Here is a 21,712-nt window from a genome sequence, read left to right on the forward strand (position 1 = left end):
ATAGGAGCATGTTAACAGAAATCCTTACAAAAAGCGACCATTTCTGACATCAACCCACCAGCAGAGTTTCCTCAGGGTACTGAATCATTTTCGGTTTTGGTGCGGACATCAGGGCTGCCATCAACAACATTACTCCCACCCGTCCCACGAACATAGTAGCTACTAACACCAGCTGTCCTGGGGGGGAAATTTGCGGTGTAATACCCATCGATAAACCCACTGTCCCAAAGGCGGAAGCGCATTCAAACAAAATTTCAATAAAGCGAAATTGAGGGTCAGTAATTGATAGCAAAATTGTCGAACAGATCACTGTCAAGAGGGAACCTACGGCTACCCCGATCGCTTTCACTAGCAGTACATGGGGAACCTGTCGTTCGTAGATATACACCTCTTCATTACCCTGGAGTGCTGACCCTGTGCAAGCGAATAGAACCCGTGCTGTTGTTGTCTTAATACCACCCCCCGTACCACCAGGGGATGCCCCCACAAACATCCACGCAATGGTGATAAACAGCCCTGCTACGGAAAGTTTACTGATGTCAACTGTGTTAAACCCAGCGGTTCGTGTAGTTACTGATTGAAACCAAGCTGCCAACCATTTCTCCCAGAAATTTAAGTCCTGAAAGGCGGGGGAATTTGCCTCTGACATACGAAAGAGAATTGTACCAACTACCAATAAAACTAAGGTAGTGCTGACTGCTACCCGAAAATTCAAGCTAAAAATAATCCGCTCCTGGGAGCGCCATAACTTGCTCCGTAACCATAGGAAAAATTCCAGTAACACTTGGTAGCCAATCCCGCCGGCAATAATTAACCCTGAGATAGTTAAATTGACCAAAACCGATCGCTTATATCCCATCAAGCTATCAGAAAACAGACTAAAACCTGCATTATTAAAAGCACTCATACTATGGAAAATTGCCAGCCACAAACCCCGATCGATGCCATGGGCGGGGGCAAATCCCAGCAGTAGAATAAAGATACCTGTGATTTCGATAATCAGAGTAGTGGCGATAATGGATTGCACCAAATTTATGCCCCCCCTGATGCCAGGAATATCGAGGGCTTGCTGCAGAGTTAATTTATCCCGCAAACTAAACTTCCGTCCGATCAAAAGGAGGAGAAAAGTAGTTGTCGTCATGTAGCCCAGTCCCCCAATTTGTAGGAGTAAAAGGAGGACAACTTGACCGAAATGGCTGTAGTATTGCCCCACATCCACCACTGATAAACCCGTCACACACACAGCGGAAGTAGCAGTAAATAAAGCAGTAGTGAAACTACTCCAAGTACCATCCCTAGTGGCAAGGGGCAAACTTAAAAGAAAAGTACCTAGGGCAATCAGTCCTAAAAAACCTAAGCAGATTGTCTTAGCAGGAGTCATAGCGACTTAGCCATAATTACAGACAATACTACTCTGAGGGACTACAGGCAAGAGTATAAGATAGTAATACCTAGCGTAACGATGAGAAATCTATGGCAAGACTGCGTTCTGTAATCCGTCGCCTAGCGGGGATATTTTCCCTGTGCCTTTTAGTGATGGTGATTATTTTTGGGGCAGGGCAACCTGCATGGGCAAAGCGTGCCAGTGGCAGAGTGGGAGGCAGTACCTTTCGGGCGCAGCCCCGTCGTCAGACAAACAACTTCTCCAGCCGTTCCCATCCCAGTTACAACTACTACTACAGTTCTCCCTTTCCCAGTAGTTGGTTTTGGTTCCCCTTCCTCCTGGGGGGAGGTGGCGGTAGTCTGTTGTCCCTGCTGGTGCTAGTTGCCATTGGTGGTATTCTGGTGCAGGGCTTCCGCAACTCTGGTATCTTCAATAGCCAAAGCAAAGTCACAGTTGCCAAGGTACAAGTGGGGTTACTCGCTAGCGCACGGGGGTTACAGGCAGACCTCAACCGCCTAGCCCTGGAGTCTGACACCAATTCCCCTAGTGGTTTAGGGCAGCTCCTCCAGGAAACCACCTTGGCTCTGTTGCGCCATCCTGAGTACTGGGTCTACGGCAGTGTCAAGCAAGAGACCGTAGCCCTCGATCGGGCGGAACAAACTTTCAATGCCCTGGCAATTGGCGAGCGGAGCAAGCAAGCAGTAGAAGTTCTATCTAATGTCCACAATCGTCGGCAGGAACAACAGGCACTGACGGGCACAGGCGATCCCAGCGAGTACATTGTCGTAACTATCATGGTAGCGGCTACGGGGTTACCCCAATTGCCCACTATTCGCTCGGCGCAGGACCTACGGCAAGCTATTACCACAGTTGGCTCCGTAGGAGCAGACAATTTGTTAGCGGTAGAAGTAATTTGGGAACCCCAATCCCCTGCCTATACTCTCACTGCCGATGACATGATTGCAGTCTATCCCGAACTAGTGCGCATTTAGTTACAATGGGGGCATTGGTTGGATGAAACTCTGTGTCAGCCTTTGCCTCTATTGTCATTGCCACCAAAGACCGGGGGGAAGAAATTACAGCCACGATCGATTCTGTTTTAGCCCTCAATTATGATAACTTTGAAGTCATTTTAGTAGACAATTGTTCCAGTCCCCCCAATCAAAAACTGCTGCAAGCAATACAACAACAACATCCCGATCGTTTAGTCTATGTACGGGAAAACAAATTAGGTTTATCCAATGCCCGTAATTCTGGCATCAGGCACAGCAAAGGGGAGTTTATTTTGTTCCTGGATGACGATGCGATCGTGCCTCCCCACTGGTTGCAAGTTATGGTGCAAACCTTCCAGAACTATCCTAACGCCTACGCCTTAGGTGGCAAAGTGATAGCCCGCTTTACTACTCCCCCCCCCGATTGGCTAGACCAGCGTTTAGGTGTTTATATCAGCAATTTTGACCACGGCAATCAAATTATGCCCCTTTACTACAACGAATATCCCAGGGGAGTGAACATGGCGTTTCGTCGGGAAGTTTTTTCTAAAGTTGGCTACTTTTTAGATTGTTTTGGACGCAAGGGCAAATCCCTGATGGGCTATGAAGAAATTGAATTGTGTTACCGCCTTGAAAAAGCAGGGTTTCAGATTTTATATGTCCCCTACGCCGAAGTCTATCACTGTATCAGAGGCGATCGGTTAAATTACGAATGGTTTAAGCGTAGATTCTACTGGCAAGGACGATCGGAAGGATTATTTGAGTTAATGCACTTTGGCAGAAAACACATACTAAGAAATCTCAAATCTCATGTGAAACAAGCCTGGCAAGGAGACAAATTAGACCAACAATTTCACCGTGGATTTCTCACCGCTATTGTACAGGACTGGTGGCGACTACTATTAAAAGCCTAGGTACATATTTAGCAGGAATTCCCCTGCAGCGGTTGTGTTTCGTCTACAATTTAGAGGAAAGATAGGCATAGCGACGTGAACTTACTGGAGCAGTACCCCTTTTTGCCACGATTTAGTCAGATAGCAATAGTTAGTGTCCTTTCTAACATGATGGTACCCCTGGCGGGGTTAGTGGATACGGCTTTTCTGGGTCATTTAGCAGACATCAATCAGCTAGGGGGGACAATTTTAGGGGGAATTTTATTTGATTATCTCTATCGCATCCTCAAGTTTTTACGCTCCAGTACCAACGCCCTTACTGCCAGTGCCCCGGATCGAGAAACCGAATTAAAAGTATTGTTGCGCAGCTTATTTGTGGCCCTGACGATCGGTTTTACTGTCCTATTAGTGCAGTATCCTATCAAAGTTTTGGGCTTTTGGTTACTCAGCAGCACCCCTGAGATTGAACTAGCAGGCATGAATTACTTTGATGGCAGAATTTGGGGAGCACCGGCTGTTCTGTCCAACTTTGTGCTGATCGGTTGGTTTTTAGGGAGAGAAAAAACTGGCACTGTTTTGTTAATGTCGATGGTGGGCAATGGAGCCAATGTCATTTTAGATTATTATTTCATCAATAGATGGGGCAGTTGGGGCGCAGGTTTAGCCACGGCTATTAGTCAATACGCAGCCTTTTTCATCGGCAGTGGGGTAGCGCTTAAAACGATCGAGTGGTCAACTAAGTCTTTGAGTTGGCGGGCAATTTTTGCCAGGGAAGCTTTTACTGCCACGGTTACTCTGAAGGCTAACATCTTAATCCGTTTTGTGTTGCTAATTTCTGTCTATGCTATTTTTACCAATGTCAGCGCCCAACTGGGAACAGAAACTCTGACACAAAATGGCTTGCTCATCCAGATTGCACTCTTCAGTCAGTTTACTATTCAAGGCATAGGTATGACGACACAGTCCCTAGTGGGCAACTTACAAAAAGAGGGCAAAGTCAATCAGATTCTGCCCCTGCTGCAAGTGTCAATTTTAACGAGTACAACGATTGCAATTTCGATCGCTGTCCTGACAATTATTTTCCCCCACCAGGTGTTTAGATTACTGACCAACCACAGGGAAATTGAAACAGCTATTCTCAACTATGACATCTGGCTTTTACCTCTGTTAGTGATTACGGCGCTGGCTTTTATGCTGGAAGGATACTTTATTGGACTGAAGGAGGGAGAGGTCTTGCGCAACTCAGCTGTATCCAGTTTTTTTGGAGGATTCTTACCCCTTGCTCTTCTATCCCTCTACTACCAAAACAGTCATATTCTCTGGGGGGCATTAACCTTTTATATGGTGAGCTTGACTATTGCCCTAGGAATAAACTTCCCTAGAACTTATCAACAAATGTTGGGATACAGGAGTTAAGAAATGGATATTAACGCTGTTTCTCACTCACAGTTACCAACAGATTTCCTCATGGTGTTAAGGCACTACAGTAATACTAGCAATCTCCAGGGCAAAAGCTCCCGGTCGAAAGGTAGGATTTAGTTTCCCATCCAGCTCAAATTTGCTCAACATCAGTTGCATCGATCGGATATACCCAAGATTAAGGGGAGGGGCATCAGGAACACTCCTAGCGCGAAAGACAGGGACAAATTCCTTAAAGGGCAACCTTACATTCATCCACTCCCCAGCGATCGTATCAAAGCCACAGCAATAGGCAATACTATCCCACCCCGTACTATCTCGCAAAAAGAACTTGTAGCGTTTGCCATCCCCCTTAACCTGAAGGGCAATACCACTAGATTGTGACAAATCGAGAGGCGGGTTAAAATTACGAGTCCGCACAGAGACAAAGCCCCCAGAATTAGCAGTAGAAACCATGCCCGTAAAAAGAGCACTGTTTTCCCTAATTACAAAGCTACTTTGACTGACACCCCCCATGACCACATCATCTAAAGAACCCCATAGTGAAGCATAATCGGGATTGGCTTTAGTGAAATCAAAAATCACATTGTCTGACATTGTGATTGACAAATTGGGAACTGGCTGGAACAAATTGACGATCGGGAGTGCACCAAAAAAGTTGAGAGTATCAGCAAATCGCTTGAGATCCCAGCCCATAAATCAATCAACCGTCCAACTAAATCGGATAAAAAAGTGTTCCCGAAGGAACACCCTGTTAAAAACTACTTCTTGCTTGAACGATCGGATTCAATTTTAGGAGCTTCGCGGAAGAAGATGGCAAAGAAGAATAAACCGATAATACAAGCAAAGATGAAAACGTAGGTGATAGTTTCCATAGATTAAGCCTCCACCTTTGTCGTTCTGTCACCAACCTTTTGGAATGCGCCCCATTCTACCAGCTCCTCGGAGAAATCAGGGTCGATACCAGCGAACACATCGCGGAAGAGCGTACGTGCCCCGTGCCAAATATGCCCCAAGAAGAAGAGCAAAGCAAATACCGCATGGGCAAAAGTAAACCAACCGCGAGGGCTAGTGCGGAACACACCGTCAGAGTTGAGGGTTTCCGTATCGAACTCAAAGGCTTCCCCTAGCTGGGCCTTGCGGGCAAGCTTCTTCACCGTCGCAGGGTCAGTAAACTTCTTCCCATCGAGGGCACCACCGTAGATCTCAGCCGTTACACCAGCTTGTTCGAAGCTGTAGCGGGATTCCGCCCGCCGGAAGGGAATATCTGCTCTGACAATGCCATCGGCATCCTGCAGTACAACAGGGAAAGTCTCAAAGAAGTTAGGCAGACGGCGGACAAATAGCTCCCGTCCTTCCTTATCTTTGAAGACAATGTGCCCCAGCCAGCTCTTGGCAATACCATCCCCCTTGTTCATGGGACCTGTCCGGAACAGACCACCCTTAGCAGGGCTATTGCCCACATAGTCATAGAAAGCCAACTTATCAGGGATAGAAGACCATGCCTCAGATAGCGTAGCGCCATTGTTGAGTTCCGCTTGGACACGGCGTTGAATCTCCTGCTGGAAGTAGCCACTGTCCCACTGATAGCGGGTAGGACCAAATAGCTCGATCGGGGTTGTCGCTGAGCCATACCACATTGTCCCTGCCACTACGAAAGCAGCAAAGAAAACAGCAGCAATACTGCTAGAGAGTACGGTTTCAATATTGCCCATCCGCAGCGCCTTGTACAGTCTTTCCGGCGGACGCACAATCAAGTGGAATAGACCCGCCAAAATCCCCACAATCCCTGCCGCAATATGGTGAGCTACTACACCACCAGGATTAAAGGGATTAAAACCATTCGGTCCCCAATCGGGCGCTACCGGTTCCACATGTCCTGTCAGACCAAAGGGGTCAGATACCCACATCCCGGGACCAAATAGACCAGTGAGATGGAATGCGCCAAAGCCAAAGCACAAAATGCCCGACAGGAATAAATGGATACCGAACATCTTAGGCAAATCCAAAGCCGGTTCGCCAGTACGAGGGTCACGGAACAGCTCTAAGTCCCAGTTCACCCAGTGCCAGCACGCTGCCAAGAACAACAGCCCAGAAAGAACAATGTGAGCGATCGCCACACCCTCAAACGTCCAGAAACCATTGTTGAGAGCAGTTTCCCCGGTTACAGTCCAACCGCCCCAGGAACTAGTTACACCCAAGCGCGCCATAAAGGGCATGACAAACATCCCCTGCCGCCACATAGGATTAAATACGGGGTCACTGGGGTCAAAGGTAGTTACTTCGTAGAGCGCCATGGAGCCTGCCCAACCTGCCACCAATGCAGTGTGCATCAAGTGGGAAGCGATTAGGCGTCCAGGGTCATTAATGAGTACAGTATGCACTCGGTACCAAGGTAGTCCCATCTTTTACTATTCCTCTAGGGGTAACAAGTTATCTTATAAGAATACAATTCTTTACGTTTATCATAGTCCATGTTACCGCTCTAGGGGCATATACCTCGCAATTTTCTTTACTGGTTGATCTCGGAAGATTTGACCCCAATTGCTGTCAACGCCTCTTCCAGAGAAGGTTGGAGGGGAAGTAGTTTTTCCAGGCGTACTAACTTTACAGTCTGCTTAACTCTGGGGTTGCTCACTATTTGCAGAGTACCACCACTGGCTTGGGACTTCTTCGCCATTTGCACCAAAATACCCAGTCCCGAGCTGTCGATAAAATCAATAGCGGAAAAATCGAGGATGACGTGCTTGGGACCCTCTTCAATACACTTACTCACTGCCTTACGAAAGGCTGGCTCCGAGAAGGCATCCAGAAGACCCGTAAAACGTAGTACCTGATAATTGTCATGGATGTCCCGCCGCCCGCGTAAACTAACGGTTAGGTCAAGTTGCTCAGAAATAACAACCTCCCCCTCAGTCCTAAAGTGCGGATATATTCTAGGAGGAATTCCGCCAGTTGTCTAGTAGTTTTTAACCTTGGATACCCTTGGCAAAATCGCTGGGATTGAGATTTTCCAAGAACTCCCGAAAAGCACGGCGTTCCGCTTCGTCCGCGTCCTGGTTGACAGGTACAGAGGCCTGTAGGATTACTTCTTCCATTACCCAGATGGGGCAACCTGCTCGCAAAGCTATGGCAATGGCATCACTGGGACGAGAATCAATGTCTTTTTTGGTCTCCCCCTGGGACACGGTGAGGACAGCGTAAAAAGTACTGTTTTTGAGGGAGTGAATGACTACCCGTTCTAGTTTCATCCCCCACGCCTGCAGCATATGCACGAATAGCTCGTGGGTCATGGGGCGAATAGAAGGCTTAGGGTCAAGGGCAGCCACGATCGCTTTTGCCTCTGCTTCACCAATCCAGATGGGGAGTGCGCGGCGATCGGCAGTATCTTGGAGGAAAACAATGGGATGATGACTGAGAGCGTCTATGGCAATACCTGCCACCTTCATTTCAATCATGGTGCCACCTTTTAGTCTTTCCAGGGGTATATTACCAGTTGTACTCTACTCTGGCATAGAATGGGGTACATGGATAATATACTTTGCTTTTCTTATATTTTAGAATATCAGTATGCCAGCGGTTGCCCTAACTACACCCCTCTATTACGTTAACGATTTGCCCCACATGGGGAGTGCTTACCCCACGATCGCTGCTGATACCTTGGCCCGCTTCTATCGCATGACGGGTACGCCGACCCTGTTTGTAACAGGCTGTGATGAACACGGGCAAAAAATTCAGCAGGCAGCCGCTAAACTTAACCGCACGCCCCAGGAACACTGCGATCTGATGGTGGAGGGCTTTAAGTCCCTCTGGCAGTTGTTGGATATTCACTACGATCGGTTTGTGCGCACCACTGCCCCTGAGCACCATGCCATTGTCAGGGAGTTTTTCCAGCGAGTGTACGAACGGGGGGATATTTACCCAGGACAACAGCAGGGATGGTATTGCGTCGCCTGCGAGGAGTTCAAAGAGGAGCGGGAACTCTTAGAAAATCATAAGTGCCCCATTCATCCTACGGTGACCTGCGAGTGGCGGGATGAAACTAACTACTTTTTCCGTCTGTCCCGCTATCAGGAAGCCCTAGAAGAGCTCTATCGCACCCAACCCGATTTTATCCAACCCCAGAGCCGCCGCAATGAGGTGATTGCCTTTGTGCAACAGGGATTGCGGGATTTCTCTATCTCTCGCTATACGCCATGGGGCTTTCCTGTTCCCATTGACTCCAGTCAGACTCTCTATGTATGGTTTGACGCTCTGTTGGGGTATTTGACGGGTCTCCTAGAACCTGATGACCCACCCACCTTAGCAAATGCGCTCAAGACTTGGTATCCCTTTCATCTGCACATCATTGGTAAGGATATTTTGCGGTTCCATGCTGTCTATTGGCCCGCCATGCTGATGTCGGCAGGCTTGCCCTTACCGCGTCAAGTGTTTGGGCACGGTTTTCTGACGAAGGATGGCTTGAAGATGGGCAAAACGCTGGGGAACACGATCGATCCCTTTGCCCTGGTCAAACAGTATGGGGCAGATGCGGTGCGGTATTTTTTCCTCAAGGAGATTGAATTTGGCAAAGACGGCGACTTCAGTGAACAGCGTTTTGTGGAAATTCTCAATGCAGATTTGGCTAACAGCTTGGGGAATCTCTTAAATCGCAGTTTGGGGATGGTGTTTAAGTATTGTGATGGCAAAGTGCCTGCCCGTGGGTATGATCTATCTACTTCCTGTGTCCAAATGGTGCAACGAGTACGTCAGAGCTATGAAGTACTAGCCTTCCAGGAGGTGTGTCAGGCGGTGTTGGCGGTAGTGCGAGAGGGGAATAAGTTAATAGACGATCGTGCTCCCTGGAAACTCTACAAAGCTGGTGCCCAAGGAGAGGTAGAGCAAATTCTCTACAGTGTCTTGGAAGCTCTACGTCTGGTAGGTCTCTGTCTCTATCCCATCACGCCTACTCTGAGTACCAAAATCTGGCAGCAGTTGCACTTGGCACCGCGGTTTACCTGGACAGAAACGGTGTGGGGGGGATTAGAGCCAGGTAAAGAACTACCCAAACCTCAGCCTATTTTTGAGCGGATAGAGATAAAACAATAGGTTGCAGTCTATTACTAAAATTTGCTAAAGTGAACTTGAGCATTTATACTTAAGATGGGTATGCCGTGTTTAAGGGAGCGTGTTCTGACTAACGAGTTTTAAGGTAAGCCATGTTCAACAGTCCTGGTGATCACGATTTCGGCTATTCCCCAGACCATACGCTGGAGGATCGTGGTCGCATTGCTATTTTTATCGATGGTTCCAATCTATTTTATGCAGCACTGCAGTTGGGCATTGAGATTGACTATACCAAATTACTGCGGCGCTTGACAGGTAATTCTCGGCTGTTACGGGCATTTTTCTATACGGGGGTCGATCGGACAAATGAAAAACAGCAGGGTTTTCTGCTATGGATGCGGCGCAATGGTTATCGAGTGATCTCTAAGGAGTTGGTACAGTTGCCCGATGGTTCCAAGAAAGCCAACTTAGATGTAGAAATTGCTGTGGATATGATGGCGTTGATTGGCTCCTATGATACGGCGGTGCTAGTAAGTGGAGATGGGGATTTAGCCTATGCTGTGGATGCTGCCAGTTACCGTGGTGTACGGGTGGAAGTGGTAAGCCTGCGCTCTATGACCAGTGACCATCTCATTAACGTTGCCGATCGTTATATTGACCTGGAATCCATCCGCGATGACATTCAAAAGGTGCCCCGCTCCCACATGCGGCAAATTACCACTGTGAACACGATTGATAACCTCGACCACAATCACAGTTCGGATAACAAATAGCTTTATTGCCAGGGGTATTTGGGCAAGCGGGGATGAATCAGCCAGCTGCGGTGATTGGGTTGGGTAAGGGCATTAATCAGGGGGGAGATTTGGGATATTTCTACTAGCTGGTCTTCTAGTAAGACGGGGATGCCGCCTTGATAGAGGGTGTAACCTTTGGTGAGGGTGGTGCGGATGCCGCAGTAGAACTCAGGATTGTAGCCCAGGCTATCAAGGAGTTCCTGGGTCTGGTGGAGCAAAAGTTGTTGCTCTAAGTCTGGCAAGGCGCTGATGTCTTTTGCCTTAAAAATGTCCCGATCGAGATAGCGGCGGCATAAATCGGCGAGAATGGGGTCAGGGTGATGGCGCCATTGCTTGATAGCGTATAAAAAGTTGGTATCGTCCGCATCCAGGTAGGTGGGCACATCCATTTGATTGGGGTCTTCTAGGAGCCAGCGGGTCACGACCGGGTCAGCTGTCAGTTTGCTTGCCCGTAGCAGTTCCTGAGCGCGCTGGAAAATTTTACCCAGGGTAAAGCGAGCCGCCAGGTTTTTGGGGTGATTGTAAACTTGGTTGTACATGAAATAGCGGACGGTCAAATAGTGCTCGATTGCCACTAAACCTTTGCGGGTGATTACTAGCTCCTGGGTGTGGGGATCATAGGTAATGGCAAGGAGAATCCGATCGAGGTCAAGATGACCATACTGTGCTCCCGTGAAATAGCCATCCCGCTGCAGGTAGTCCAACCGATCGCAGTCAATTTGACTAGAGACTAACTGATAGACAAAGGGGAGGGGATACTGATGCCGCATTACCTGAATTAGTTGGTGAGGAAGGTCGGGGTCATAGCTCTGTAAAATGTCTGTGACTGAGGAGTTAGTGATGAGGCGACAAGTCCACTGCTCATGGTGGTTATGGAAAATTTCTTCTCCCGCGTGGCTAAAAGGACCATGTCCCAGGTCATGTAACAAAGCACTAGCTAGCACTACAGCGCGGTGAGATTGCAACTGGGGATAGCGGTCAGCAATGGTATCAAAAGCACGGCGTGTCAAAGCCATCACCCCCAAAGAATGGGTAAAACGTGAACCCTCAGCGCCATGAAAAGTCAAAAAAGCCGTATCTAGCTGCCGAATCCGTCGTAACCGCTGAAATTCTGGCGTATCAATCAAACGGATTAACATCTCCTCGATCGGGTCAGCTCCCTCTAACGTAATCGCGCCGTGGATAGGGTCATGGTAAGTGCGGGATTTGGGCACAGTGATCTAGATCATGGAAGAGGGAATACGCTTAGGTTACCATATTTATCAACTATATCTACTGGCTGCCAAGCCTTCCTATGTCCCTGCAAATAGTGCAACTGACAGACATCCATCTGTGCGACGACCCTAACCAAGTCCTACTAGGGGTGAACACCGATAAAAGTTTCGATCGTGTCCTCTCCTGTATCCGCCAAAGCTTACCCCATTTACTGCTATTGACAGGAGATTTAGCCCAGGACGGGGGTAAGCCTTCCTATCGCCGCCTTGTCCAGAAAGTGACCCAATTGAACGTGCCTGCTTACTACTTACCTGGGAATCATGATGACCTGGAGGCAATGATGGAAACTATCCCCCCGGAGAACCTCGCCATTAATCGATCGGTGGTAGCAGGGGGGTGGCATCTGGTGTTATTGAATTCGGCTGTACCCGGTTTAGTGGAAGGGAAACTCGGTAGTAGTACCTTACTATGGCTGGAACGGGCTTTGCAACAATACCCTGACCTACCTACTTTGATTGCCCTCCACCATCCTGTGTTACCGGTTGGGTCGGTGTGGCTCGATCGGATTGGTCTACAGGACAGTGAAGAGTTTTGGCGAATCTGTGGTAATTATCCCCAGGTCAAGGTAGTGATTGCAGGACACGCCCACCAAGAGCATGAGGTATGGCGATTTACTGCCAAGGGTATGGTGCGCTCCCTAGTTACTCCTTCTACCTGTGCTCAATTCCAACCCAACAGTCCCGAATTTGCCACTGACAACCTTCCCCCTGGCTGTCGCCGCCTCACCCTTGAATCCAACGGCAAATTCACAACCATTGTTGAAAGAGTTAAATGAAATTTGTCTGGGTGTATTCGGGGCTGACATTCCCTACTGATAAAGCAGCAATTACAAAACGCCTAAACGATCGTTTTTCTCCTCTTTCTGGTATTGCCCACCAGTATCGCCTGGAGGCAAAATATATGCTGACAGGTGTGCCCCGTCCTCCCATTGCCCTTTATCATCCCCAGTGGACAGATAGAGAAGCTCTGCGAGCAGTAAGCCACAAACTCGCTCGGGAATATGACTGTCCTGTCTTTTTAATTGGTGCGGCGGGTAAGGGAGTGACGACTCCCGAACGGTCTCTGTTTCTACAGCAAGCTGCTGCTCTTTTGACAGAATGGGACAGAGATGGTCATTTCACAGTGAAAGCCGACAGAATTGCCCAGACTCTCCAGTTATGGCGACGGCTAGCTAATCAATATCGCAGTAGTCATTCCCCCTTACACCTAATGATAGAAGCTACTCTCTGTCATTCTGCTCTCACAGCAAGGGACTGGTACGATTTTTATCAGTTGGTCTATCCCTTCTTAACAGAAAGACCCATCTTTTGTCTTACCGCTGTTCCTCCTCCCTTTGGCAAGGATTTCCGTGTGAAGGGTACTACCTTTGTTTGGCGGAGCTACAAGGAAGAGGAAGAAAAACTGCAACCAGGACATCATCTCAACCTAGCCTTCTATGTCGCACAGAAAAACAAGTCGAAATGGGAAGGTGTAGTCCTAGATGTCACTCCCACCCTGTAGTGCTAGAATGCCTCTAGCGTCTCCTCAAGTTCCATGCTGGCAACTTCTGACCCCATCGACCAAGCTTTTGCAGAAGCCGCCCAGGAATGGGATTTAGAGCGTCTCTATAGTGATTTAGAAAAAATTAGTGCTAAGGAACTGAAACCAATTGAGAAAGCCTGTCTGCGGGGACTCCTCTGCCGCTACCGCCCTGGGCAAATTGCCCACAAACTAGCCTGGACATCAGGGGCACTGCGGGTGGAACTAAACAAGGGGCTTTATCGCCACATTGAAGCACTGACAGGACAACCACCCAACACCCTGCGCTGGGAAAAAATCAGTGAATGGTTAGCCCAGTACAGGTATAGCGATCGGCAAGCCGCACCACCAGCTCACCACATCGATTGGGGAGAAGCCCCCGAAGTACGGCAATTTTTCGGCAGGAGGGACGAATTACAAACCTTACAGCAGTGGATCGTGCATGACCGGTGTCGTGTCGTGGGGATTTGGGGGATGGGGGGCATTGGCAAAACTGCCCTGGCGGTCAAATTAGTGGAACAGATCAATCACCATTTTACTTTTGTGTTATGGCGGTCTTTACGGTATGTTTTACCTTTATCCCAAGTGATAGAAGGATGGAGTAAAAAACTGGGGAATGACACAGGAGATTTACTAGGTGCCCTCAAACAACAACGCTGCCTGTTAGTTATCGATGACTTTGAAGCAGTATTGCAAGATGGAGAACTAGCAGGGGCTTATCGCTTAGGCTGCGAAAGTTACGGCACTTTAATAAGAAGATTGGGCGCGGAAAGACATCAGAGTTGTGTGGTCATCCTCAGTCGGGAACATCCCAAAGAACTATTGTTATTACAGGGGGAAGAATTACCCGTGCGGTCATTGAAACTAAGGGGAATGCAGCCAGAAGGAGCCAAGGAATTACTACGCGCCAAAGGATTTGACCCTAACTTGCCAGGCGTAAATGAGCTAATTCAACAATATCGGGGGAATCCCTCCGCTCTTAAACTAGTTGCTCTGACCATCAAAGAATTATTTAATGGCAATGTCACAGAATTTCTGCGGCAAACCGCTCTGGGTTTAGGGGATGTCCTCCGTAGTTTATTATATGAACAGTTTAACCGCCTATCAGAGTCAGAAAAAGAAATTTTATACTGGCTAGCATTGAAGCGCCGCCCGATCGATTTACAGGAATTACGGTCAGCCATGGCAATCACTGCTACAGGTTCGGAGTTAATTGATGCATTAGAATCTTTGCGGTGGCGGTCGTTAATTGAGAAAACAAATGATGAGCCTGTTAAATTTACCCTAGAGCCAGTAGTGATGAAATATGTCAATCAAAAACTGAGTGAAGAAATTATCCTAGAGCTGACATCCATAATTGAGCACAAGCAGATAAATACCATGTACTTTCTGCAACGGTTCCCTCTTGTAGAAGACACTGCGCCTGACAATATCCGTGCTGTACAGATTCGCTTAATCCTAAAACCGATTAAAGATAAAACCTATGCTCTATTAAGTAAAACTAATACTAATCCCCATGACCTACAAACCATCCTTGGGCAACTAACGCCCAGTGAATGCCTGGAAAATAATTTGGTTTTGTTAGGTCTCTGGCTCGATCGTGAAGCTTCCTAGGGGGTATAATTATACTGTAGTTTATCGTGTGCTGTCAGACATGAAAACTCCCAACTACTACACCATACTACAGGTACATCATACTGCTCCCCAAAATGAAATTAAAAGAGCCTATCGACAGCTAGTCAAACAATATCATCCTGACCTGAACCACGGTTTAGATAATCATGAAAAAATAGCTCAAATTAATGTTGCCTATGAAACTCTGAGTAACCCGAAGAGTCGTGCTTCCTATGATATTAGTATTGGTGTATCTTCCCAAAATAATACAAATGTATCCCAGCGAGGTCTGAAAACTAGGGGCAAGACGGAAGATGAAAGAGTACAGGAGTGGATAACCAAAGTCTATGAGCCAATCTGCCAGTTTTTAGGTAAAACCCTCCCGCAATTGCAGGACCAGATTGATGCCCTAGCGGACGACCCCTTTGATGATCAACTGATGTCCGTTTTTTTGGATTATTTAGCGACATGCCGCTCTGGCTACAGTCAGGCGCAACGTCTATTCCGGCAATTTCCCAATCCCAGCTGCAAAGCCGCTGTAGCGGAATATCTCTTTCACTGTTTGAATCAACTGGGAGACGGCATAGAGGAGTTGTACTATTTCACCAACAACTTGGACGATCGGCATCTGCACACAGGGATCGAACTCTGGCGCATTGCAGAAGAAATGTATCAATCCGCAAAAGAAGAAATGAGCTTGTAGTTTGTCAAAGAACTAGCCGATCGTTGTTTCCCATCTAATAGCTTTCTTTAAGGCGGCACACAATTCTGCCATACTTTGCACCCCTCCTTCTGATAGCCGTTTGACCATGGCACTGCCCACAATCGCCGCATCAGCATGCCAAGCAATTACCTGTCTCGCATGTTCTGGTTGGGAAATACCAAAACCCACACCAATTGGTTTGTCTGTTACTGTTCGCAAGTCTGCTAACATCTTTTGCACCCTTTTACCCACCTGGGCGCGCATGCCTGTCACTCCCGTTGTACTGACCAAATAAACAAAGCCCTGGGAATAGTGAGCGATTCGTGCCATCCGCTCTGTGGGTGTAGTAGGAGCAACTAAGAGAGTAACCTCAATACCAATATCTTGCGCTGGTGCCAGGACAATTTGGGCTTCTTCCAAGGGCAAATCAGGGACAACTAAACCCCGTGCCCCCCGATCGTATATCTTCTGCAAAAAATGAGAGACCCCTAGCTGCAAGATAGGATTAATGTAGGAAAAAATGATCAGGGGCGCATTGATTTTATCTTTTACCTCTTCTAAAACTTCTAAAATTCTGGCAAAATTCGTTCCCCGCTGTAGTGCCCGCGTAGCTGCCGCTTGAATTACAGGACCGTCCGCTAAGGGATCAGCATAGGGAATCCCTAATTCAATAAAATCAGCTCCCTGGCGATCGAGTGCCTGTAGTGCCACAATCGTAGTCTCTAGGTCAGGGTCACCAGCTGTAATAAAGGGAATGAGAGCGGCTTCCCCCTTCTCCCGTAGCAGCTTAAATTTTTCCGATACCGTCATCATTTATAACAGTGAGTTAAAACTTTGAGTTATGATATAACTTTTACTTCCAGTTAACAAGATAATGTCTAGGCTAAAATAACAGATGCACCACCTAACTACTTGCAATGGACATTAAGGAATTGCTTGATATTGAACTGTGGGAAAAAATACCACTTGGTGTTTTTGTTATCAACGTTCTGGGCACAGTTTTGTGGGTTAATGAGTGGGGTTGTCAATTATTGGGAGTGTCCGCCGAGAAGATAGTTGGTCATCCTGCCTTTCATAACAGCGTGGTGGGGATAGATGGCATACCATTATTGCCCGAACAATTGCCTTTCTATCAAGCTATCAATACTGCTCAACCTGTACGCCAAGCTATTTTGGGGATCAATCAACCCCATAAAAAGTGGTTTTTGATGGATGCTATTCCCAAGTGTAATGACAACGGGGAAGTAGTAGTTGTTGTAATTACTTGCCAGGACATTACTGCCCAAAGGGAAGCGGAACAGCAAAAGCAAAATCTCTCTAAACGCATTCAAGCTATTCTCAATAGTTCTCTCAATGGTGTAGCTATTTTGCATAACGATCGGGTGATTGAAGCCAACCTTAAGTTGGCCCAGATGCTCGGTTACACTATGACGGAGTTACTACAACTAACACCGAAAGACTGGGAGCCAGCAATTAGAGACCGTATCCGATCCAGTAATATTGGTGCCAATGTCTACGAGGCAGTCCATCATCGCAAGGATGGTTCTACCTATGATGCGGAAGTGATAGTAACTGCCCTAGAAATAGAAGGTCAGGAATACTATATCTATATTGCCAAAGACATTAGCTATCAAAAAGCTGTGGAAATAGCTCTGAAAAAAAGCAGAGAACAATTTACTAACATCTTTCAGTCCATTTCTGATGCTGTTGTTTATCTCGATCGGGATTACATCATTCAGTTTGCTAACAATCTCTTTTTAGCCAAGTTTGACAAGTCAGCAGAAGAAGTAATCCATGCTTATTTCCCTGACATAATTGGTGCAGAACAGTTTAACAAAGTAAAGCCCAAGTTAGAGCGCTGCTTACAGGGAGAATTTGTCACATTTGCTGATTGGTTTAATTATCCCCGTGTAGGTCGTCGTTACATCAGTGTTACCTATTCCCCCTATCGCAATCACAGGAAAGAGGTTTTGGGTGTAGTCATAACCTGCCGTGATATTACCACTGAAAAACTTGCCCAGGAGGAATTGGAACAGCAGAGAAAGCAGGATAATTTAATTGCTACGATCGCTAATATATTACTGCGTAATCGGGATTACCAGGAATTTTTAACTGAGGTTTTACCACTGCTGCATGGCTATTGGCAGTGCGATCGGGTGTTGGCATATGAATTTCAAAGTCATGGCATTGCCACACTAGTTAGTGCCACAGTAGGGGAGGGCATAGAAGCAGTAGCGCAACATATTTGTCTGCAGTGTATAGAGGAGCATGTTTGGCAGCCGAATGCAGTAATGACAAGCAGCGATATTACTAATTCTGGCTACAGTAGTAGCTACAGACAATTTTTACTAGACCAAGGGATTAGAGCGCAGATGGTAGTGGGGATATGGTGCGGTCAACAACTATGGGGGGGCATTTTTATCCAGCAGCAACAACCACGGCAGTGGACAGAGGGAGACAGGCAATGCTTAGCTACTGTCAGTACACAATTAGGGATAGCTATTTATCAAGCCAACCTATACCATAATTTACAGAAGCAACTCGCCCAGTCTCAGCTCCTTTATCGGATTGCTAGCTGTATTAAAGACTTCGTAGAGATAGAGAGAGTTTTTGACTATGTCACTACAGAAATTGGCAGGTTTTATCAGGGGAATATCGTCACTATTCAAAAGTATGATAGCCAAACCTCTACCTGGTCTAAACAGTCCCTTTATCCTCCTAGCTGTACAAACTACATTAATCCCACTACTGCAGTCGAGGCTTCATTGCTAGAAGGAGAAATCACCACACTTACTGAGGCTGATCAACAGGGATTGCTGGTACCAATTAAGATAGATGATAAATTATGGGGGTGTTTGACCCTGCAAACTAGTGCATCTGTAATCCTAACAGAAGAAGTGCAACAGTTTATGCAAACGATCGTTGATCAACTGACGGTAGGGATTAAAAACTATCAGGCAACCATGAGTCGTATATCCATGCAGCAGGAATTAATACGCTTAAATGATGAGCTAGAGGAAATAGTGTTCAATCGTACTAATGCCCTCCTAGAATCCCAACTGCTGCTGAGAACACAGTATGAACAAGATAAATTAATTAATAAAATTATCGATCGGATTCGCAACACCATTGAGCTAACAACAATGTTACAAACGACGGTGCAGGAGGTGCGAGACTTAGTGCAAACAAATAGGGTATTGATTTATCAACTTATGCCTGATGGTACGGGACAAGTTCTGGCAGAAGCAGTAGATAAACATACCCCCAGTTTGTTGGGTATGCGGTTTAATCCAGAAGTATTTCCCCCTGACTGTTACAGCGCCTTTGTCCAAGGGAGAATTTCTATTATTAATAATCCGACTGAGGTGCGGACTCCCTGTCTAGGAGAATTTATGAACTCCTTGGGGGTAAAAGCGGTAGTGGTGATTGGTCTAATTTTGGCTGAACAACTGTGGGGTTTATTAATTTTACATCAGTGCGACCAGGAGCGGGTTTGGCAGCCCACGGAAATCAAACTGTTAGAGCGCATTAGTCGCTCTCTAGCCCTGGGGATTAAACAGGCTGATCTCTATCAGCGTCTGGAAAGACAAGTTAATCAGTTAATTGAATTAAATCAAGTCCTAGAACTGAGACTAAAACAGGAGCAGCTCATCAATTTAATTTCAGAGCAGGTGCGCTGGTCGGGTAGCATTCACGAAATTTTAATCCTAGCAGCAACGGAAATTAGGCACTTCTTAGAAGCAGATCGGGTCTCCATTGTACAGGTCAGAGATGGTAAAGTTATTCGCTCTTTTCAGTCCCCCAGCGATAGTCCCATTACTGCAATTGACTGTGATACACTCCTAGTGGGATTTAACCAGGGTAACTACTATCAAGATAGTCATAAGCTTATCCTGCCTATCCTTATCCAAAATAACAAGAATTGGGGGTTTGTTATTGTATTTAATTGTTTGCCCACTAAATGGAATATTACCACGATTAGACTACTGACCCAGATTACCAGCCAGTTAGGCTTAGCCATCGATCGCTTAACTTTTTACTACAAAATGGAATCGGAACTGCGCCAGAAAAATGCCTTGCTTAAAGAGGTACACCACCGTGTGAAAAACAATTTGCAAATTATGTCCAGTATTCTGCGGATGCAGTCCCGCAAAGTGGATAAGGCGCTTTTGCCTGTTCTTGATGATGCGCAAAACCGAATTTATGCCATGTCACTTGTCCATGAACAACTCTACAGAACTGATAATTTCGCTGCCATCAATATGCGAGATTATGTCCACAGGTTGGTACAGACAATTTTTGGTACCTACCAAGAGCGATCGAAACATATAGAAACGGTGTTAGAGATTCCTGACATTAGTATCCCCCTGGAAAAGACGATTCCTCTGGGCTTAATTCTGAATGAACTCATCACTAATGCAATCAAGTATGCTTTTCCTGAGGGTAGGGGTAAATTTACAATTCAAGTCACCCAGACTGACACAGGGATCGAGATTGTCATAGCAGATAATGGGGTGGGGCTACCTGCTGATTTGGATATCCACAGAGCCAAGACTCTGGGCATGATTTTAGTCGCTGACCTAACGGAGCAACTAGAGGGAAAAATTAGTTACCGCAATGACAATGGCGCGGTATTTACCCTGGTCTTGCCCAACTTTACTTCAACCGCCGATACCTAAATAATCTGCCACTTCTCCACTCATTGGTAACAGAGTAACCGCTGTCCAAAACAGGAGAAATAAGCCCAGGGCATCCCGATCGTTATCTAATTCTGTCAATTCATCGTGCATAGGGCGTTCTTGGTCTCTAAGTAGGAGGAAAATTAGACCTGCCCAGTATAAAGCGAGGGAATTAATAATGGAGGCAGCTGCTAGAAATAACAGCGTCACTAATGTTGCCCATCCCGCCACCTGGCGACCAAACATCGCTTGCATAATCCGTCCCCCTTCTAGTTGCCCTGCGGGTAATAAATTAAGGGCAGTGATTACCATCCCTAACCAACCAAAAAGCACCAGGGGATGGACAACAATGAAAGTTGTAGCTAGGGATTTACCTAAGAGTAACTTAGCGATCGTGCCCACCAAAATTGAAGTTTGAAATATCTGACTAGGAACCTCAATCCCCTGGTCTAAATTAGGAGTCAGCCCTAATCCCCACATCAACAAAACTGTCGATATAACTATACCAGTTATGGCAGGGGCAGCCGCAAAATCAAATAGCACTTTGCGATTGGGGAAAGGAGATAAAACCCGACTGAATAAACCAAATGCGCCTAGCTGTAACGAGGGTAGGAGAAAAGGGGGAGTAATGCTGAGATTGGCTTGACGACCAATATAGCGCTGAGTAATTTCCCGCGCTCCTAAGAACAAAATTATTCCTAAACTGTAGGCCAAAATTGGCAGGGGATGCTCTCTCCAATCTAAATGTAAAAACTCCCCCGCTACCACACCAGAACTGAAAATTCCCAGCACCAACAGGACAACTGCTGCTACATTTTGCCACCAGGGCTGCTCAGGAATAGTTTGGGGGGGTAAAATAATCACGATCGGTTTGCCATCCTGACCGTTTACCAGGAATAGCTCATATTTATTGCCAAACTTCTCCTCTAAATTGGTTGATAACTGTTTGTAGGCAAGCTCTGGCTCCGTGCGTAAATTTCCCTTGAACAGATAACCATCCCGAAAGGGCTGGGAAGAGGTAGGATAAAAGGACTCTATGCCAAAAATTCCCTGCAGTTGTTTGAGGTCGTCTTTGTTCTCGATCGGGTTGGTTGTCACCATCGGTTTGACCTCCTTTGCTTCCCTAGGGGGAGGATAGTTTCCTAACAAAATGTAAATACCAATGGCAATTAAACAAAGGGGTAGAAACAGCTCTGGGTTGATATGAATGCCCCCTAAACTCAGGACAAAATAACCAATACCAGGCAGAAGAATTACCAGTATCTGCTGCCAATTGCCTATGCCCTTCCCCCTTAGGTAGTGCCATCCTAGGAGCGTGAGGGTAGACAACAGTAGGAAAATTGGTACTAGGTATTCTGTTAACATCTGCTACCCTTGATTTAACCAATTTATCGT

At 46.7% G+C, this 21,712-nt stretch carries 19 protein-coding genes; 10 read left to right on the forward strand and 9 right to left on the reverse strand.

The genetic code is table 11. The annotated features are described in order from the left end of the window. Positions 1-49 precede the first annotated feature (49 nt). Entirely contained in the window at positions 50-1,381 is a 1,332-nt protein-coding gene (locus NZM01_06860) for a TrkH family potassium uptake protein (protein ID MCS6959753.1), read from the reverse strand. 92 nt (positions 1,382-1,473) lie between these two features. On the opposite strand from NZM01_06860, the gene NZM01_06865 reads away from it, so the two are divergent. The 3 genes from NZM01_06865 (at position 1,474) to NZM01_06875 (ending at position 4,685) form a co-directional block, all read left to right on the forward strand. Next, positions 1,474-2,376 (forward strand): DUF1517 domain-containing protein, encoded by a 903-nt coding sequence (locus NZM01_06865; protein ID MCS6959754.1) that lies wholly within the window; start codon positions 1,474-1,476, stop codon positions 2,374-2,376. Positions 2,377-2,408: 32 nt separating this feature from the next. Next, positions 2,409-3,290 carry a glycosyltransferase gene (locus NZM01_06870; GenBank protein ID MCS6959755.1) on the forward strand — a complete coding sequence of 294 codons (882 nt, stop codon included), beginning with the start codon at positions 2,409-2,411 and terminating at the stop codon, positions 3,288-3,290. A 75-nt stretch (positions 3,291-3,365) separates the two neighbouring features. Continuing rightward, positions 3,366-4,685, forward strand: a complete 1,320-nt coding sequence (locus NZM01_06875; GenBank protein ID MCS6959756.1) for an MATE family efflux transporter — start codon at positions 3,366-3,368, stop codon at positions 4,683-4,685. 57 nt (positions 4,686-4,742) lie between these two features. Here NZM01_06875 and NZM01_06880 read toward each other — a convergent pair whose 3' ends face one another. The 5 genes from NZM01_06880 to NZM01_06900 all read right to left on the reverse strand — a co-directional run bounded on the left by NZM01_06880 (position 4,743) and on the right by NZM01_06900 (position 8,146). Then, positions 4,743-5,384 (reverse strand): CIA30 family protein, encoded by a 642-nt coding sequence (locus NZM01_06880; GenBank protein ID MCS6959757.1) that lies wholly within the window; start codon positions 5,382-5,384, stop codon positions 4,743-4,745. Between the two features lie 65 nt (positions 5,385-5,449). Next, on the reverse strand, positions 5,450-5,563 hold the full coding sequence (locus NZM01_06885; GenBank protein MCS6959758.1) for a photosystem II reaction center protein T: 114 nt from the start codon (positions 5,561-5,563) through the stop codon (positions 5,450-5,452). A gap of 3 nt (positions 5,564-5,566) precedes the next feature. Beyond that, complete coding sequence (psbB, locus tag NZM01_06890) at positions 5,567-7,093, reverse strand: photosystem II chlorophyll-binding protein CP47 (protein ID MCS6959759.1); 1,527 nt, start codon at positions 7,091-7,093, stop codon at positions 5,567-5,569. Between the two features lie 107 nt (positions 7,094-7,200). Next, positions 7,201-7,539 (reverse strand): STAS domain-containing protein, encoded by a 339-nt coding sequence (locus NZM01_06895; protein MCS6959760.1) that lies wholly within the window; start codon positions 7,537-7,539, stop codon positions 7,201-7,203. Positions 7,540-7,657: 118 nt separating this feature from the next. Then, on the reverse strand, positions 7,658-8,146 hold the full coding sequence (locus tag NZM01_06900; protein ID MCS6959761.1) for a bifunctional nuclease family protein: 489 nt from the start codon (positions 8,144-8,146) through the stop codon (positions 7,658-7,660). A gap of 112 nt (positions 8,147-8,258) precedes the next feature. Between NZM01_06900 and metG the strand changes: the two genes are divergently transcribed. Beyond that, a complete protein-coding gene (metG, locus tag NZM01_06905; GenBank protein ID MCS6959762.1) occupies positions 8,259-9,776 on the forward strand; it encodes a methionine--tRNA ligase in 1,518 nt (505 codons plus the stop codon). A 110-nt stretch (positions 9,777-9,886) separates the two neighbouring features. Next, positions 9,887-10,507 (forward strand): NYN domain-containing protein, encoded by a 621-nt coding sequence (locus tag NZM01_06910; protein ID MCS6959763.1) that lies wholly within the window; start codon positions 9,887-9,889, stop codon positions 10,505-10,507. Positions 10,508-10,509: 2 nt separating this feature from the next. On the opposite strand, the gene NZM01_06915 is transcribed toward NZM01_06910, so the two are convergent. Next, positions 10,510-11,748 carry an HD domain-containing protein gene (locus tag NZM01_06915; GenBank protein ID MCS6959764.1) on the reverse strand — a complete coding sequence of 413 codons (1,239 nt, stop codon included), beginning with the start codon at positions 11,746-11,748 and terminating at the stop codon, positions 10,510-10,512. A gap of 74 nt (positions 11,749-11,822) precedes the next feature. Between NZM01_06915 and cpdA the strand changes: the two genes are divergently transcribed. Genes cpdA through NZM01_06935 form a run of 4 tightly spaced genes read left to right on the forward strand, consistent with a single transcriptional unit; the run spans position 11,823 to position 15,638 of the window. Then, on the forward strand, positions 11,823-12,578 hold the full coding sequence (cpdA, locus tag NZM01_06920) for a 3',5'-cyclic-AMP phosphodiesterase (protein MCS6959765.1): 756 nt from the start codon (positions 11,823-11,825) through the stop codon (positions 12,576-12,578). Continuing rightward, positions 12,575-13,303: a hypothetical protein gene (locus NZM01_06925; protein MCS6959766.1), complete on the forward strand. Its 729-nt coding sequence runs from the start codon at positions 12,575-12,577 to the stop codon at positions 13,301-13,303. The genes cpdA and NZM01_06925 overlap by 4 nt, the downstream gene beginning before the upstream one ends. A 33-nt stretch (positions 13,304-13,336) precedes the next feature. Continuing rightward, complete coding sequence (locus tag NZM01_06930) at positions 13,337-14,935, forward strand: NB-ARC domain-containing protein (protein MCS6959767.1); 1,599 nt, start codon at positions 13,337-13,339, stop codon at positions 14,933-14,935. A gap of 40 nt (positions 14,936-14,975) precedes the next feature. Further along, positions 14,976-15,638, forward strand: a complete 663-nt coding sequence (locus NZM01_06935) for a DnaJ domain-containing protein (protein MCS6959768.1) — start codon at positions 14,976-14,978, stop codon at positions 15,636-15,638. Between the two features lie 12 nt (positions 15,639-15,650). Here NZM01_06935 and trpA read toward each other — a convergent pair whose 3' ends face one another. Beyond that, a complete protein-coding gene (gene trpA / locus NZM01_06940) occupies positions 15,651-16,451 on the reverse strand; it encodes a tryptophan synthase subunit alpha (protein MCS6959769.1) in 801 nt (266 codons plus the stop codon). 104 nt (positions 16,452-16,555) lie between these two features. Between trpA and NZM01_06945 the strand changes: the two genes are divergently transcribed. Continuing rightward, positions 16,556-20,317 (forward strand): GAF domain-containing protein, encoded by a 3,762-nt coding sequence (locus NZM01_06945; protein MCS6959770.1) that lies wholly within the window; start codon positions 16,556-16,558, stop codon positions 20,315-20,317. On the opposite strand, the gene NZM01_06950 is transcribed toward NZM01_06945, so the two are convergent. Next, the gene (locus tag NZM01_06950) at positions 20,300-21,682 is read right to left on the reverse strand and encodes a site-2 protease family protein (GenBank protein ID MCS6959771.1); all 1,383 of its coding nucleotides are present in this window, start codon (positions 21,680-21,682) and stop codon (positions 20,300-20,302) included. The genes NZM01_06945 and NZM01_06950 overlap by 18 nt on opposite strands. Between the last annotated feature and the right edge of the window lie 30 nt (positions 21,683-21,712).

The sequence above is a fragment of the Pseudanabaenaceae cyanobacterium SKYG29 genome (genome assembly GCA_025055675.1).
Lineage (GTDB): Bacteria > Cyanobacteriota > Cyanobacteriia > Pseudanabaenales > Pseudanabaenaceae > M5B4.

Bases quoted from the DNA above. Each gene is read 5' to 3' on its own strand.
- NZM01_06860 (MCS6959753.1), bottom strand. From the start codon at position 1,381: ATGACTCCTGCTAAGACAATCTGCTTAGGTTTTTTAGGACTGATTGCC.
- NZM01_06865 (MCS6959754.1), top strand. From the start codon at position 1,474: ATGGCAAGACTGCGTTCTGTAATCCGTCGCCTAGCGGGGATATTTTCC.
- NZM01_06880 (MCS6959757.1), bottom strand. From the start codon at position 5,384: ATGGGCTGGGATCTCAAGCGATTTGCTGATACTCTCAACTTTTTTGGT.
- NZM01_06885 (MCS6959758.1), bottom strand. From the start codon at position 5,563: ATGGAAACTATCACCTACGTTTTCATCTTTGCTTGTATTATCGGTTTA.
- psbB (MCS6959759.1), bottom strand. From the start codon at position 7,093: ATGGGACTACCTTGGTACCGAGTGCATACTGTACTCATTAATGACCCT.
- NZM01_06900 (MCS6959761.1), bottom strand. From the start codon at position 8,146: ATGATTGAAATGAAGGTGGCAGGTATTGCCATAGACGCTCTCAGTCAT.
- metG (MCS6959762.1), top strand. From the start codon at position 8,259: ATGCCAGCGGTTGCCCTAACTACACCCCTCTATTACGTTAACGATTTG.
- NZM01_06910 (MCS6959763.1), top strand. From the start codon at position 9,887: ATGTTCAACAGTCCTGGTGATCACGATTTCGGCTATTCCCCAGACCAT.
- cpdA (MCS6959765.1), top strand. From the start codon at position 11,823: ATGTCCCTGCAAATAGTGCAACTGACAGACATCCATCTGTGCGACGAC.
- NZM01_06925 (MCS6959766.1), top strand. From the start codon at position 12,575: ATGAAATTTGTCTGGGTGTATTCGGGGCTGACATTCCCTACTGATAAA.
- NZM01_06930 (MCS6959767.1), top strand. From the start codon at position 13,337: ATGCTGGCAACTTCTGACCCCATCGACCAAGCTTTTGCAGAAGCCGCC.
- NZM01_06935 (MCS6959768.1), top strand. From the start codon at position 14,976: ATGAAAACTCCCAACTACTACACCATACTACAGGTACATCATACTGCT.
- trpA (MCS6959769.1), bottom strand. From the start codon at position 16,451: ATGATGACGGTATCGGAAAAATTTAAGCTGCTACGGGAGAAGGGGGAA.
- NZM01_06945 (MCS6959770.1), top strand. From the start codon at position 16,556: ATGGACATTAAGGAATTGCTTGATATTGAACTGTGGGAAAAAATACCA.
- NZM01_06950 (MCS6959771.1), bottom strand. From the start codon at position 21,682: ATGTTAACAGAATACCTAGTACCAATTTTCCTACTGTTGTCTACCCTC.